At 73.1% G+C, this 12,694-nt stretch carries 14 protein-coding genes; 9 read left to right on the top strand and 5 right to left on the bottom strand.

Annotated features, from left to right (window positions below; genetic code table 11):
* Window positions 1–169: 169 nt before the first annotated feature.
* Window positions 170–1,402, bottom strand: coding sequence for an ROK family protein (locus tag E2E34_RS01650; protein ID WP_138900105.1), 1,233 nt, complete (start codon window positions 1,400–1,402; stop codon window positions 170–172).
* A gap of 109 nt (window positions 1,403–1,511) precedes the next feature.
* Here E2E34_RS01650 and E2E34_RS01645 point away from each other — a divergent pair, with 109 nt between their 5' ends.
* From E2E34_RS01645 to E2E34_RS01635, 3 genes are all read left to right on the top strand, one after another.
* Window positions 1,512–2,750 (top strand): MFS transporter, encoded by a 1,239-nt coding sequence (locus tag E2E34_RS01645; protein WP_138900104.1) that lies wholly within the window; start codon window positions 1,512–1,514, stop codon window positions 2,748–2,750.
* Between the two features lie 70 nt (window positions 2,751–2,820).
* Window positions 2,821–3,171: an SCO4225 family membrane protein gene (locus tag E2E34_RS01640; RefSeq protein WP_138900103.1), complete on the top strand. Its 351-nt coding sequence runs from the start codon at window positions 2,821–2,823 to the stop codon at window positions 3,169–3,171.
* Window positions 3,172–3,203: 32 nt separating this feature from the next.
* Window positions 3,204–3,953, top strand: a complete 750-nt coding sequence (locus E2E34_RS01635) for a maleylpyruvate isomerase family mycothiol-dependent enzyme (RefSeq protein ID WP_138900102.1) — start codon at window positions 3,204–3,206, stop codon at window positions 3,951–3,953.
* Window positions 3,954–4,016: 63 nt separating this feature from the next.
* Here E2E34_RS01635 and E2E34_RS01630 read toward each other — a convergent pair whose 3' ends face one another.
* The gene (locus tag E2E34_RS01630; protein WP_138900101.1) at window positions 4,017–4,421 is read right to left on the bottom strand and encodes a MarR family winged helix-turn-helix transcriptional regulator; all 405 of its coding nucleotides are present in this window, start codon (window positions 4,419–4,421) and stop codon (window positions 4,017–4,019) included.
* Window positions 4,422–4,507: 86 nt separating this feature from the next.
* Between E2E34_RS01630 and E2E34_RS01625 the strand changes: the two genes are divergently transcribed.
* Both E2E34_RS01625 and E2E34_RS01620 read left to right on the top strand, forming a co-directional pair.
* Window positions 4,508–5,995 carry an MFS transporter gene (locus E2E34_RS01625; RefSeq protein ID WP_138900100.1) on the top strand — a complete coding sequence of 496 codons (1,488 nt, stop codon included), beginning with the start codon at window positions 4,508–4,510 and terminating at the stop codon, window positions 5,993–5,995.
* A gap of 73 nt (window positions 5,996–6,068) precedes the next feature.
* Complete coding sequence (locus tag E2E34_RS01620) at window positions 6,069–6,341, top strand: DUF6332 family protein (RefSeq protein WP_138900099.1); 273 nt, start codon at window positions 6,069–6,071, stop codon at window positions 6,339–6,341.
* A 43-nt stretch (window positions 6,342–6,384) separates the two neighbouring features.
* Here the strand turns inward: E2E34_RS01620 and E2E34_RS01615 are convergent, their stop codons facing one another.
* On the bottom strand, window positions 6,385–7,116 hold the full coding sequence (locus tag E2E34_RS01615; RefSeq protein WP_138900098.1) for a TetR/AcrR family transcriptional regulator: 732 nt from the start codon (window positions 7,114–7,116) through the stop codon (window positions 6,385–6,387).
* Window positions 7,117–7,247: 131 nt separating this feature from the next.
* Between E2E34_RS01615 and E2E34_RS01610 the strand changes: the two genes are divergently transcribed.
* Window positions 7,248–7,703, top strand: a complete 456-nt coding sequence (locus tag E2E34_RS01610; protein ID WP_138900097.1) for a nitroreductase family deazaflavin-dependent oxidoreductase — start codon at window positions 7,248–7,250, stop codon at window positions 7,701–7,703.
* Window positions 7,704–7,718: 15 nt separating this feature from the next.
* Here E2E34_RS01610 and E2E34_RS01605 read toward each other — a convergent pair whose 3' ends face one another.
* Window positions 7,719–8,933 carry a geranylgeranyl reductase family protein gene (locus tag E2E34_RS01605; protein ID WP_138900096.1) on the bottom strand — a complete coding sequence of 405 codons (1,215 nt, stop codon included), beginning with the start codon at window positions 8,931–8,933 and terminating at the stop codon, window positions 7,719–7,721.
* Window positions 8,934–9,095: 162 nt separating this feature from the next.
* On the opposite strand from E2E34_RS01605, the gene E2E34_RS01600 reads away from it, so the two are divergent.
* Both E2E34_RS01600 and E2E34_RS01595 read left to right on the top strand, forming a co-directional pair.
* A complete protein-coding gene (locus E2E34_RS01600) occupies window positions 9,096–10,460 on the top strand; it encodes a dipeptidase (RefSeq protein WP_138900095.1) in 1,365 nt (454 codons plus the stop codon).
* A gap of 69 nt (window positions 10,461–10,529) precedes the next feature.
* Window positions 10,530–11,243: an MBL fold metallo-hydrolase gene (locus tag E2E34_RS01595; protein WP_138900094.1), complete on the top strand. Its 714-nt coding sequence runs from the start codon at window positions 10,530–10,532 to the stop codon at window positions 11,241–11,243.
* Here E2E34_RS01595 and E2E34_RS01590 read toward each other — a convergent pair.
* On the bottom strand, window positions 11,202–12,239 hold the full coding sequence (locus E2E34_RS01590) for an NUDIX hydrolase (protein ID WP_138900093.1): 1,038 nt from the start codon (window positions 12,237–12,239) through the stop codon (window positions 11,202–11,204). The two genes, E2E34_RS01595 and E2E34_RS01590, sit on opposite strands and share 42 nt — an antisense overlap.
* Window positions 12,240–12,503: 264 nt before the next feature.
* Here E2E34_RS01590 and E2E34_RS01585 point away from each other — a divergent pair, with 264 nt between their 5' ends.
* The gene (locus tag E2E34_RS01585; protein WP_138900092.1) at window positions 12,504–12,692 is read left to right on the top strand and encodes a DUF8839 family protein; all 189 of its coding nucleotides are present in this window, start codon (window positions 12,504–12,506) and stop codon (window positions 12,690–12,692) included.
* Window positions 12,693–12,694 lie beyond the last annotated feature (2 nt).

The raw sequence follows: 12,694 nt of genomic DNA, 5'->3' as shown, positions 1-12,694 counted from the left end.
GGCCGCGGCGTCAGCCGCGGGCCGGGGTCTTTTCGTCGTACGGCGCCCGTCGTCGTACGGCGCCCGTCGTCGTACGGCGCCCGTCGTCGTACGAAGCCCTTCGTCGTACGGGACCTTTCCGGCGGCCACTTCCGGCTACACACGTTCCGGTGAGCGTCCGTTCCCCCGCTCACGCGGGCGTCTGCGAGGCGGCGAGCGCGGCCAGCGGATCGTCGAGCACCGGCTGCCACGCCAACTCGGCCGCCCCGACCAGGCTGTTGTGGTCCAGAGTGGACGGCAGGATGGGTACGCCGCCACTGCGCCCCCACAGGCTGCGGTCGGCCACCACGGCGCGCAGCCGCTGCGGGTCGGCGTCGAGCAGTTCGCGGTGGAGGCCGCCGAGGACGATGCGGTCGGGGTTGAGGATGTTCACGAGCCCGGCGAGGCCGAGGCCCAGCCGGTCGATCAGCTCCTCGCACGCGGCCCGGACCGCCGGATCGCCGTACTGTCCGCGCAGCAGCTCGCGCGACTGCTGGAGGAGCGAGGTCTCGGGGCCCGGGGCGAGACCTGCCGCGGTGAGGAAGGCCAGCGGGTCGGTCTCGACGTCGAGGCAGCCTCGGCCGCCGCAGTAGCAGGGGCGGCCGTCGGGGTTGACTGTGAGGTGACCGACTTCGAGGGCGAGGCCCGAACTTCCGGTGTGCAGCCGCCCGTCGACGACCAGCGCGCCGCCGACGCCGCGGTGGCCCGTGGCGACGCACAGGAGGTGCTGCGCGCCGCGTCCGGCGCCATGGCGGTGCTCGGCGAGCGCGGCGAGGTTGACGTCGTTGCCCGCGAAGGCGGGGCCCGTGATGCCCGCCTCGCGTACCTGCTCGGCGAAGATGTCGCGGACCGGGGAGCCCGCGGGCCAGGCGAGGTGCAGTGGGTTGAGTGCCGTGCCCTCCGGCTCCGCCACGGCGGACGGCACGGCGAGGCCCGCGCCCACGCAGCGGCGGCCGCTCTCGCGCAGCAGTCGCGCCCCGGCGTCGACCACGGCGCCGAGGACCTGCGCCGGGTCGGCGGACACCGTCTTGCGGCCGGGGGCGGTCGCGACGATCCGGCCGCCGAGGCCGACGAGCGCCGCCCGGTAGCCGTCGGCGTGGATCTGGGCGGCGAGGACGACGGGGCCGGAGTCGTTGACGGCCAGGCGGTGCGAGGGGCGGCCCTGCGAACCGGCCGCCGCTCCCGGCCGGGAGTCGACCTGGATCAGTCCGAGGGCCTCCAGTTCGGCGGCGACCGCACCGGCGGTGGCCCGCGTGACGCCGAGTTCGGCGGTGAGGACCGCGCGGGTCGGCGCCCGTCCCGTGTGCACCAGTTCCAGGGCGGGCCCGAGCGCGCTCCGGCCTCTCTCCAGCCGCGTTCTGATGGTGGTCGCCTTGCCGTTCATGGGGGCGAGTCTCCCATGCCGGGGAAGATCGTCCGGGCCCGGCTCCGGTTGCCCCGGGCGCTGACCACCTGTCTTGGACGGATCGGGGGCGGGCCCCTATGCTGAGTTTGTGCCGCTACTAAACAAACTAAGGACGGCCGCTCCGGGAGGTCCGGGCGCGAACATCGCCACCGCCTCCCTGTCCCGCCTCCGCACCGCCCTGACCGTGTTCTTCGCCCTCGACGGCTTCCTCTTCGCCGGGTGGGTGGTCCGTATCCCCGCCATCAAGGAGCAGACCGGGGCGTCCGCGAGCGACCTCGGACTCGCTCTGCTGGGCGTGTCCGGCGGCGCGGTGGTCACCATGACGCTCACCGGACGGCTGTGCCGGCGGTTCGGGAGCCATCCGGTGACCGTGGCGTGCGGCGTGCTGCTGTCGCTGAGCATCGCACTGCCCGCGCGCACCCACACGACGCTCGCGCTCGGTCTCGTCCTGCTGGTGTTCGGCGCCGCGTACGGCGGCATCAACGTCGCGATGAACAGCGCCGCAGTGGACCTGGTCGCCGCGCTGCGGCGCCCCGTCATGCCGAGCTTCCACGCCGCCTTCAGCCTCGGCGCCATGGCGGGGGCCGGCCTCGGCGGCCTCGTCGCGGCGCGCCTGTCGGCCCCCACTCATCTGCTGACTCTGACGGTCATCGGCCTCGTCGTCACCGCCCTGGCCGGACCGGCGCTGCTGCGCCACCGCGCACCCGTTCCCGAGCGTTCGCGGGAACGCTCCGCGACGGCACCGGGGAACGCTCCCGGACCGCTCCCGCGAACGGCCCGCAACGCCGTCGCCCTGTTCGGCGTGATCGCCCTGTGCACGGCGTACGGCGAAGGCGCGCTCGCCGAATGGGGCACCCTGCACCTCCAGGAGGACCTCCACGCCCACCCGGGTGTCGCGGCCGCCGGATACTCCCTCTTCGCGCTGGCCATGGCGGTGGGCCGGCTCAGCGGCACCGCGCTGCTCGAACGGCTGGGCCAGACCCGCACGCTCGTCACCGGCGGGGTGCTCGCCGCCGCCGGCATGCTGCTGGGCGCCCTCGCGCCCGCCCCCTGGGCGGCGCTCCTCGGATTCGCCGTGACCGGGCTCGGCCTGGCGAACATCTTCCCCGTCGCCGTCGCGAGGGCGGGCGCGATCGCGGGCCCGAGCGGCGTAGCGGCGGCCTCCACGCTCGGATACGGCGGCATGCTGGTCGGGCCGCCCGTCATCGGCTTCCTCGCCGACTGGTTCTCGCTCCCCGTCGCGCTGACAACAGTGGCGGCGCTGGCCGGGGCCGCCGCCCTGCTGGGGTACTCGGCGCGCAACGCGTCGCCGGCGGGGCGTACCTGAGTAGGCGTACTCAGGCGCACCCGGCTCCCCCGCCGCACGCTGGAGGCACCACACCGGAGGAGTGATCACCATGGCCGCCCGACGCCTGCGCACCATCGCCCGCCTGACGTTCCGCAACCCCGCCTCGCTGGCGTACCTGGGACTGGTCGCGGCCACGGCGGTGTTCGTCACCGTCGACACCCTCTTCGTGGCCCACGAGGACGCCTCGTTCGCCGGGGTGTCACTGCTGCTCGTCAGCGCGCCGACGATCATCGCTTTCTTCGTCGGCGGCGACGCGCTCGGGGTGGACGTGGTCGACTCCGAGGTGTTCTTCTACACGGCCCTGCCGCTGTCCGTGCTCGTCCAGTCGTTCGCGCTCGGCTGGTTCGTCCGGCTCCTCGGCCGCACCTCGGCCCGTACGGCCCGCCCGCAGGGCGCGTGATCGTCCGCGCCGCCGCTGTCACAATCTGCCGTATGAACACAGCCGAATTCATAGAATCGCTCGACCTCCAGGGCCAGTTGATGGCGGCGGCCGCCGAGAAGGCGGGTCCGGACGCCGAGGTGCCGACCTGCCCCGGCTGGCAGGTCCGCGATCTGCTGCGGCACACCGGCGTCGTCCACCGGTGGGCTACGGCGTTCGTCACGGCGGGGCACAAGGAGTTCCACCCCGAGCCGGACCAACCCGACCTCGACGGCGACGCGCTGACGGCATGGTTCCGCGAGGGCCACACCCTGCTGGTGGCCGCGCTGAGAGCCGCGCCCGAGGACCTGGACTGCTGGACCTTTTTCGCGGCGCCGTCTCCGCTCGCCTTCTGGGCGCGGCGGCAGGCGCACGAGACGGCGATCCACCGGGTGGACGCCGAGGCGGCGCTCGGCCCCGAAGTCACCGCGCTGCCGGTGGAGTTCGCCGCGGACGGCGTCGACGAGCTGCTGCGCGGCTTCCACGCCCGGGACCGCAGCCGGGTGCGCACCGGGGAGCCGCGCGTCCTGCGCGTACGGCCGACGGACTACGAGCAGGCGTGGACGGTACGCCTCTCCGAGGGGCCGCCGCGCACCGAACTCGACGTGGACGGCTCCCCGCAGGCCGCCGCCGACTGCGAGCTGAGCGGCCCCGCCGAGCGCCTCTACCTGACCCTGTGGAACCGGCTGCCGCACTCCGCGATCGCCGTGTCGGGTGACGAGGCGCTCGCGCGCCTGTGGCGGGAGACGTCGCAGGTCGTCTGAGCGTCGCGGCCGGGGCGGCCGCGGCGGGAACCACCGCCCGCGACGGTCACCTCCCGCAGTGCCTCACTCCCCGGTCCGGTCCGCCAGCATCCGCGCCAGCACAGCGCGCTGGAGGGGCCGGACCTCGGTGTGCCGCGCCCGCCCCGCGTCGGTGAGCCCGACCCGCACGCCCCGGCGGTCCTCGCTGCACATGCCGCGGTGGACCAGGCCGTCCTTCTCCAGCCTGCCGACCAGCCGGGACAGGGCGCTCTGGCTCAGATGGACCCGGTCCGCCAGTTCCTGGACGCGGTAAGCGCTGCCGCCGTCCTCGGCGGCGCCTTCGGCCAGCACGTCCAGCACCTCGAAGTCGCTGGCGCCCAAACCGTGCGGATGCAGCGCGCGGTCCAGCTCGCAGAGCGTGCTGGCATGCAGGGCGAGGATCCCCCGCCACTCGTCGACGAGCGCCCGCTCGGACTTCTTCCGCACCATGGCCGCACGTTACCAGAACCCACCTCATTGTTGCATCGGAATTAAATGCGCTTGCATTCAATGCACGTGCATGTACTGTGCTGCGCATGACTTCTCCGCTCAACGTCCCCCAGCCGCAGGAGCGTTGGAGCCCCCGCCTGTGGGGCACCCTGCTCGTACTCTGCGCCGCGATGTTCCTCGACGCCCTCGACGTGTCGATGGTCGGCGTCGCCCTGCCGTCCATCGCCGCCGATCTCGACCTGTCCACCTCGACGCTGCAGTGGATCGTCAGCGGCTACATCCTCGGCTACGGCGGCCTGCTGCTGCTCGGTGGCCGCGCCGCCGACCTGCTCGGCCGGCGCCGCGTCTTCCTCGTCGCGCTCGGCGTCTTCGCCCTGGCCTCCCTGCTCGGCGGACTCGTCGACTCCGGCCCGCTGCTGATCGCCAGCCGCTTCATCAAGGGCCTCAGCGCCGCGTTCACCGCCCCGGCCGGCCTGTCCATCATCACCACGACGTTCAAGGAGGGCCCGCAGCGCAACCGGGCGCTCGCCATCTACACCACCTGCGCCGCCACCGGCTTCTCCATGGGCCTCGTGCTGTCCGGCCTGCTGACCGAACTGAGCTGGCGCTGGACGATGCTGCTGCCCGCTCCCATCGCCCTGATCGCCCTGGTCGCGGGCATCAGGATGATCCCGCACAGCGACCGCGACGACTCCAACGGCGGTTACGACCTGCCGGGCGCCGTCACCGGCACGGCCGCCATGCTGCTGCTCGTCTTCACCGTGGTCGAGGCGCCCGAGGCCGGCTGGGCCTCCGCCCGCACCCTCCTGTCGTTCCTCGCGGCGGCCGTACTGCTCACCGTGTTCGTACTCATCGAGCGGCGCACCGCCAGCCCGCTGATCCGGCTCGGCGTACTGCGCTCCGGCAACCAGATCAGGGCGCAGCTCGGCGCGGCCACCTTCTTCGGCAGCTACGTCGGCTTCCAGTTCCTGGTGGTTCAGTACATGCAGTCGCTGCTCGGCTGGTCGGCGCTGGAGACCGCGCTCGCCTTCCTGCCCGCGGGAGTTCTGGTCGCGCTCTCCTCCACCACGATCGGCGCCGTGGTGGACCGGTTCGGCACGCCGCGCGTCATCGCGGTGGGCATCGCCCTCCTGGTGATCGGGTACGTACTGTTCCTGCGCATCACCCTCACTCCGCAGTACGCCGCCGTGATCCTGCCGTCGATGCTGCTCATCGGCGCGGCCTGCGCCCTGGTCTTCCCCTCGCTCAACATCCAGGCCACCACCGGTGTGGCCGACAATGAGCAGGGCATGGTGTCGGGCCTGCTCAACACCTCGCTCCAAGTGGGCGGGGCGGTCTTCCTTGCCGTGGTGACCGCCGTGATCACGGCGGGCGGCGGCGAGGGCGGCACGCCCCAGGAAGTACTGGACAGCTTCCGCCCGGGCCTGGTCGTGGTGACGGTGGTCGCGGCGGCCGGACTGCTGATCACGCTCACCGGCCTGCGCGCTCCCCGCGCGCGCCGGAGCGTCGTTCTCATGAAGTCGGTGCCCGGAACCACGGAGCCCGCGCCGGAGCGGGTCGGCGCCCGCGACTGACCTGCGAGGGGGTACGTGTGCGGCCGACGGGCGCCTTGCCCGTCGGCCGCACACGCTGTGAGACTGTGCCGCCATGGGGACAAGGACGCGGGCACAGCGCGACGCGATGACGATCGAGATCGGTTACGCCCTGCTGAGCGCCGCGGTCCTCGCCGGTGTCACCTTCGCCGCGATCACCGCGCCGTGGCTGCTCGCCTCGCCGGGCCTCGGCCCGGCCGTGCTGCTCGCGGGCGGCGTACCGGCCTCGGTCGTCTTCGTCCTGCGGGTCGTGCACGTACTGCGGGGTTACCGCGGCGCGCCCGGCACGAGGCCGGGCCAGCCGGGACGCACCAGCCCCGGCGCGTAGGCCGGTACGAGCGTCCGCCTTCGCGCCAGGAGCGCCGCCGGGGTCAGGTGCTGTCGCCGCCGGGGGCGGGGCCCGCGGGCCGGCCGTCGATCAGGCCCACGGCATGGGCCAGGGTGGTGGCGGCGTGGTCGAAGAACGCTTCGCGTTCCTCGACGACCCGGTTGAACTGGCCGAAGAGCTCGAAGGAGACCAGGCCGAAGAGCTGCGACCAGGCGGCGACCAGGGCGGCGACGACCGGCGGGGGCAGGTCCGGAGCCACGTCCTCGGTGATCCGCCGGGCCTCGTCGCTGAGGGCGGCCGGCAGCGGCGGGACGGCGAGGCCGTTGCCCCGGTGGGCGTCGCGCGCGACGGAGACGAGGGCGCGGCCCACCCGGGACGCGGGACCGACGGTCGCCATGGGGGCGGTGTAGCCGGGCACGGGCGAGCCGTAGATGAGGGCGTACTCATGGGGGTGCGCCAGCGCCCAGGTGCGTACGGCCCGGCAGACGGCGGTCCAGCGGGCCGGCTGCGGGGCGTGGGCGGGCTGCCGGGCGAGGGCGGTCTCGGCGGCGGCGCCCACGGCGTCGTACGCGTCGACGATCAGCGCGGTCAGCAGGTCGTCGCGGCTGGGGAAGTAGCGGTAGAGCGCCGAGGAGACCATGCCGAGCTCGCGGGCGACGGCGCGCAGGGACAGCTTCGCGGCGCCTTCGGCGGCGAGTTGTCTGCGGGCCTCGTCCTTGATGGCCGCCGTGACTTCGGCCCGGGCCCGTTCTCTTGCTCCGCGCGTGGTGCTCATAGGAGAGCAGTCTGCCATGAAAGAGAGCACTGCCCAATAACGAGAGCACTGCTCTTGCCTTGGATCACCGATCCCGTGCACACTGCTCTCAAGCGAGAGCCGTGCTCTCCCTATCGTCGATGGAGGCCGTCATGCCGGAGCCCCAGCCGTACTACCTCAAAGGCAGCCCCATGGCCATCAGGCTGAACAACGCCGTCGGATGGCTCGCCCGCCACGGGTTCAGCCTGCTGGGGACCGCCGAGATGTCCGTCCGCGGCCGCAAGAGCGGCCAGATGCAGCGCATCCCCGTCAACCCGCACACCCACGACGGAGCCCAGTACCTGGTCTCGGCCCGCGGCCACTCCCAGTGGGTCCGCAACATGCGCGCCGCCGGCCGGGGCGAGCTCAAGGTCGGCCGCACGGTCCGCCCCTTCACCGCCGCCGAGATCCCCGACCACGAGAAGCCGCTGGTGCTCCGCACCTACCTGGAGCGCTGGGGCTGGGAGGTCAACCAGTACTTCAAGGGGGTGACCGCCAGGTCCTCCGACGAGGAACTCCTGGCAGCCGCCCCCGACCACCCCGTCTTCCGCATCACCGTCGAGAAGTGACGCGGACCGCCCCGGCTACGCCTTGTCCAGCGCGCTCAGAGCGCGCTGGACGACCGGGCGCGTACGGACGATCTCGCCCAGCGTCGTCGACCCGCGCGTGATCCCGGCGAACATCTTCCAGGCCGGGCGGAATCCGGTTATGGCCGCGTGCAGCAGTCCCGGCCGCCGCTCGAACAGGGCGAGCATCCGCCGTCCGACGCCCATCTCCACGCCGAGGCCCGCCTTGATGGCGAAGGCGTAGTTGAGCGCCTGCCGTCGGGCGTCCACGGCGTCCTGCGCCTCCGCGATCCGCACCGCCCACTCCCCCGCGAGCCGCCCGGACCGCAGCGCGAACGAGATGCCCTCCCGGGTCCACGGCTCCAGCAGCCCGGCCGCGTCGCCGCACACCAGCACCCGCCCGCGCGACAGCGGCGAGTCGTCGCTGCGGCACCGCGTCAGGTGCCCGGAGGAGACGGCCGGCTCGAAACCGGCCAGCCCCAGCCGGGCGATGAAGTCCTCCAGGTACCGCTTGGTGGCCGCGCCGTCGCCGCGGGCCGAGATGACTCCCACCGTCAGTGTCTCGCCCTTGGGGAACACCCAGCCGTAACTGCCCGGGAGCGGCCCCCAGTCGATGAGCACCCGCCCGGCCCAGTCCTCGGCGACCGTCTCGGGCACCGGGATCTCCGCCTCCAGGCCGAGGTCCACCTGGTCGAGCTTCACCCCGACGTGCGCCCCTATGCGGCTCGCGCTGCCGTCCGCTCCGACCACCGCCCGCGCCAGCACCGTCTCGCCGTCCGCCAGGACGACGGCGACCGTGCGCCGGTCCGGCACGGCCGCGCCGTGCTGCTCGACCCGCGCCACCGTCACTCCGGTACGGACCACGGCGCCCGCCTTCCGCGCCTCCTCGACCAGCGCGGCGTCGAACTCCGGCCGGTTGATGAGCCCGAAGAGCATCGTCTTCGAACGGCGTGTCCGGGACAGCTTGCCGCCCAGCGAGAACGTGACGGCGTGCACCCGGTCTCTGAACGGCAGTTCGAAACCGGGCGGCAGCGCGTCGCGCGAAGGCCCGATGATGCCGCCGCCACAGGTCTTGTACCGAGGGAGCTCCGCCTTCTCCAGGAGGAGCACACGCCGTCCCGCGGCCGCTGCCGCATATGCCGCCGACGCCCCGGCGGGCCCGGCACCGACCACGACCACGTCCCACACCGGCTCTTCACGCTCACGTCCGGCGTCTGCGTTCTCGCTGCTCACGATGTGCTTCTGCTCCTGATCCGCCCGGTGATCCGTACTGCTGTCGCATCCTACGGCGCAGGAGCCGCCGATCTCTCTGTGGGAGGATCGGGCGGTGCTTGTCGGCCACCCCGTACGAACACCCACTCGCACTACAACGTCGCACTCACGAGGAGCGTGCCCATGACCGCCGAACCGATCGCCGAGACCGTCGCCTCGCTGATGCCCCGCGCGAAGACGGAGCTCGCCGAGCTGGTGGCCTTCCAGTCGGTGGCGGATCCCGCGCAGTTCCCCAAGAGCGAGTGCGAGGCGGCCGCCGTCTGGTGCGCCGACACCCTGCGGACCGAGGGTTTCCAGGACGTCGCGCTGCTCGAGACCCCCGACGGCACCCAGTCGGTGTACGGCTTCCTGCCGGGCCCGGCGGGCGCGCCGACCGTCCTGCTGTACGCGCACTACGACGTGCAGCCGCCGCTGGACGAGACCGCGTGGGTGTCGCCGCCGTTCGAGCTGACGGAGCGCGACGGCCGCTGGTACGGGCGCGGCGCCGCCGACTGCAAGGGCGGCTTCATCATGCACCTGCTCGCGCTGCGCGCCCTCAGGGAGAACGGCGGCGTGCCCGTCTCGGTGAAGGTCGTCCTGGAGGGCTCCGAGGAGCAGGGCACGGGCGGTCTGGAGCAGTACGCCGAGGCGCACCCCGAGCTGCTCGCCGCCGACACCATCGTCATCGGCGACACCGGCAACTTCCGCGTCGGCCTGCCGACGGTCACCGCGACGCTGCGTGGCATGACCATGCTGCGCGTGCGGGTCGACACCCTCGAAGGCAACCTCCACTCGGGCCAGTTCGGCGGAGCGGCCCCCGACGCGCTGGCGGCGCTCATCCAGCTGCTGGCCTCGCTGCGCGCCGAGGACGGTTCGACGACCGTGGACGGGCTGACCGCCGACTCCGCGTGGGACGGCCTCGACTACCCCGAGGAGGAGTTCCGCAAGGACGCGCGGGTGCTCGACGGAGTCGGCCTGATCGGCGACGGCACGGTCGCCGACCGCATCTGGGCCCGTCCCGCCGTCACCGTCGTCGGCATCGACTGCCCGCCGGTGGTCGGCGCCACGCCGTCCCTCCAGGCGAGCGCGCGGGCGCAGATCAGCCTGCGGGTGCCGCCGGGCCAGGACGCCGCCGAGGCGACGAAGCTGCTCACCGCGCACCTGCTGGCGCACGCCCCGTGGGGCGCGCGGGTCTCGGTGGAGCAGGTGGGCCAGGGCCAGCCGTTCAAGGCGGACGTGACCAGTCCGGCGTACACCTCGATGGCGGAGGCCATGCGCGTCGCGTACCCGGGCGAGGAGATGCAGACGTCCGGCATGGGCGGCTCGATCCCGCTGTGCAACACGCTGGCCGCGCTCTATCCGAAGGCCGAGATCCTGCTCATCGGGCTGAGCGAGCCCGAGGCCCAGATCCACGCGGTGAACGAGAGCGTCTCGCCCGAGGAGCTGGAGCGGCTGTCCGTGGCCGAGGCACTGTTCCTCCGCAACTACGCCCACTCGAAGCAGGGTTGAGCTCTCGGCTGAGATCGCCGAAAGCGTAGATCCGTGCGGCGGGCGGGCCGCCCGTCGTACGTTCGCCGCATGGATCTCGTCGAAGTGCTCCCCGACCGCCTGTACATGTTCCGCTTCCGTATCGGCCAGGCGTACCTCTGGTGCGACGGTGCGGAGCTGACCCTGATCGACGCCGGCGACAAGGACGCGGCGGCCGACGTCGAAGAGGCGATACGGAGCCTCGGCCTGCGCCCGGAGAACATCCGCCGGATCGTCCTCACCCACTGCCACCGCGACCACGTCGGCGCCGCCGGCGAGCTGGCCGGGCGGTACGGCGCCGAGGTGATCGCGCACCGGCTCGACGCCCCCGTGATCCGCGGCGAGCGGCCGGTGCCGGAGCCCGTACTGCTGGACTGGGAGCGCCCGCTGTACGCCCACGGGCTGACCGTGCCGCCGGCCCCGCCCACCCGGGTGGACCGGGAGGCCGAGGACGGCGACCTGCTCGGGTTCGGCGACGGCGCGCGGGTCGTCCATGCCCCCGGCCACACGGACGGGAGCATCGGCGTGCACCTGCCGCGGCACGGTGTGCTGTTCACGGGCGACTGCGTGGCGGGTGTCGGCCAGGTGATGCTGGGCGTGTTCAACACCGACCGCGAGCGCGCCCTGGACTCGTTCCGCCGCCTGGCGGCGCTCGCCCCCGCCGTCGCCTGCTTCGGTCACGGCGACCCGCTGACCGAGGACACGGCTGCCGTTCTGCGGGCATCAGCCGACCGGGACTCCGGCTTCCAGGTTGAGCACGGCTGACCGCTCGCGGGCCCGCAGCGCCCAGCGCAGCCGCTCGTAGCGGTTGGGCGGCAGCATGCCGGCGGCCTCCTCCTCGGTGACGAAGCGCCAGCCGCGCAGTTCCGAGCCGGGCAGGACCAGCCGGCCCGCCGCCGCGCTGTCGAGCCGGCCGCCGTCGAAGATCAGGCGCAGACCGCCGAACGCCGGCGGTCTCGGCGGCTCCCAGTCGACGACCAGCAGCCTCGGCACCTCGGCGAGTTCTATCCCGATCTCCTCCTCGACCTCGCGCATCCCGGCGCGCGCGGGCGCCTCCCCCCGCTCCACGACCCCGCCGGGGAACTCCCAGCCGGGCTTGTAGGTGGGATCGACGAGGAGCACCCTGTCCGCCTCGTCGAAGAGCAGGACGCCCGCGGCGACGGTCTCGGCGGTCGGCTCGGGCGTCTGCACGATCTCGCAGCTCCCGGCCGCCCCGGACCGTACCGCCTCGGCGATCCGTACGGCCGTCTCGGCCGGTGTCAGCGCGCTGGTGTCGACGAGGTGCGCGTCGCCCGCCAGCCAGCTGAGCGCGGCGCGGTACGGCTCGATGTGCTCGTACGCCCATTGCCGTACGCGCTCGCTTCCCTCGGGGTCGTCCGGCATCTCCTCGCGGGCCGCGATCCGTTCACGAAGGATCGTTTCGTCGGCCGAGAGCAGTACGTGGCACACCGGGATGCGACGCGCGGCGAACCCGCCGAATATCTCGTCGCGGTACTCCTGGCGCAGGAGCGTCATGGGTACCACCAGCATGCCGCCCACCTCGGCGAGCAGCGCGGCCGCGGTGTCCACGACCAGCCGGCGCCAGATGGGGAGGTCCTGGTAGTCGCTGACCTCCGCCAGCCGCTTCTGCGGCAGCAGATTGCGCAGTCCCCCGCCGATCAGTTCGGGGTCGTAGAAGGTGCTGTTCGGGATCAGATCGATCAGTTCGCGCGCGGCGCTGGTCTTGCCCGCACTGAACGCACCGTTGATCCAGACGATCACGGTTCCCCCTCTTCCGTCGCCCCCTGTGGCCTGCCCGCGACACCGTGCCACGGAAACCCGGGGTCACCGCATGGTGCCCGCGACCGTTTGGGCACACAACCGTGCCGATGCTGTTGCATGCCAGGGGCAACGGTCGGGGGCACCGGCGGCGTCGAACAGGGGGAGAGGCGCCCTGGCGGAAGACGGGACCGTGACGCACGCGCGCGGAGGCTCGTTGGGGCAACTGGAGCAGCAGTTCGGCAGACATGGGAGCGGGGTGCGCGAATGAGTCGCATGGTGTTGGAGCAGTTCCCGGCCGGCGGCCCCAGGGGCAGCTGGCCGGCCGAGGAGTTCGCACTGGCGCGGCGGGCGGAGGGCTGCCCGGCGGAGGTCGTGATGGACCTGGAGGCCGACGCGTTCTTGGTGGTCGTGGCGCAGCGCGCCACGGAGGCGGGCACGCAGGGGCGGGGCTAGAC

Origin of the sequence: Streptomyces albidochromogenes, assembly GCF_005981925.1 — a bacterium.
Lineage (GTDB): Bacteria > Actinomycetota > Actinomycetes > Streptomycetales > Streptomycetaceae > Streptomyces > Streptomyces albidochromogenes.
Note: the sequence above shows the minus strand (reverse complement) of the source record. Positions and strands in the feature narration are given on the sequence as shown.

Bases quoted from the DNA above. Each gene is read 5' to 3' on its own strand.
- E2E34_RS01595 (WP_138900094.1), top strand. From the start codon at position 10,530: ATGGATCTCGTCGAAGTGCTCCCCGACCGCCTGTACATGTTCCGCTTC.
- E2E34_RS01615 (WP_138900098.1), bottom strand. From the start codon at position 7,116: ATGAGCACCACGCGCGGAGCAAGAGAACGGGCCCGGGCCGAAGTCACG.
- E2E34_RS01610 (WP_138900097.1), top strand. From the start codon at position 7,248: ATGCCGGAGCCCCAGCCGTACTACCTCAAAGGCAGCCCCATGGCCATC.
- E2E34_RS01640 (WP_138900103.1), top strand. From the start codon at position 2,821: ATGGCCGCCCGACGCCTGCGCACCATCGCCCGCCTGACGTTCCGCAAC.
- E2E34_RS01585 (WP_138900092.1), top strand. From the start codon at position 12,504: ATGAGTCGCATGGTGTTGGAGCAGTTCCCGGCCGGCGGCCCCAGGGGC.
- E2E34_RS01600 (WP_138900095.1), top strand. From the start codon at position 9,096: ATGACCGCCGAACCGATCGCCGAGACCGTCGCCTCGCTGATGCCCCGC.
- E2E34_RS01620 (WP_138900099.1), top strand. From the start codon at position 6,069: ATGGGGACAAGGACGCGGGCACAGCGCGACGCGATGACGATCGAGATC.
- E2E34_RS01630 (WP_138900101.1), bottom strand. From the start codon at position 4,421: ATGGTGCGGAAGAAGTCCGAGCGGGCGCTCGTCGACGAGTGGCGGGGG.
- E2E34_RS01650 (WP_138900105.1), bottom strand. From the start codon at position 1,402: ATGAACGGCAAGGCGACCACCATCAGAACGCGGCTGGAGAGAGGCCGG.
- E2E34_RS01625 (WP_138900100.1), top strand. From the start codon at position 4,508: ATGACTTCTCCGCTCAACGTCCCCCAGCCGCAGGAGCGTTGGAGCCCC.
- E2E34_RS01635 (WP_138900102.1), top strand. From the start codon at position 3,204: ATGAACACAGCCGAATTCATAGAATCGCTCGACCTCCAGGGCCAGTTG.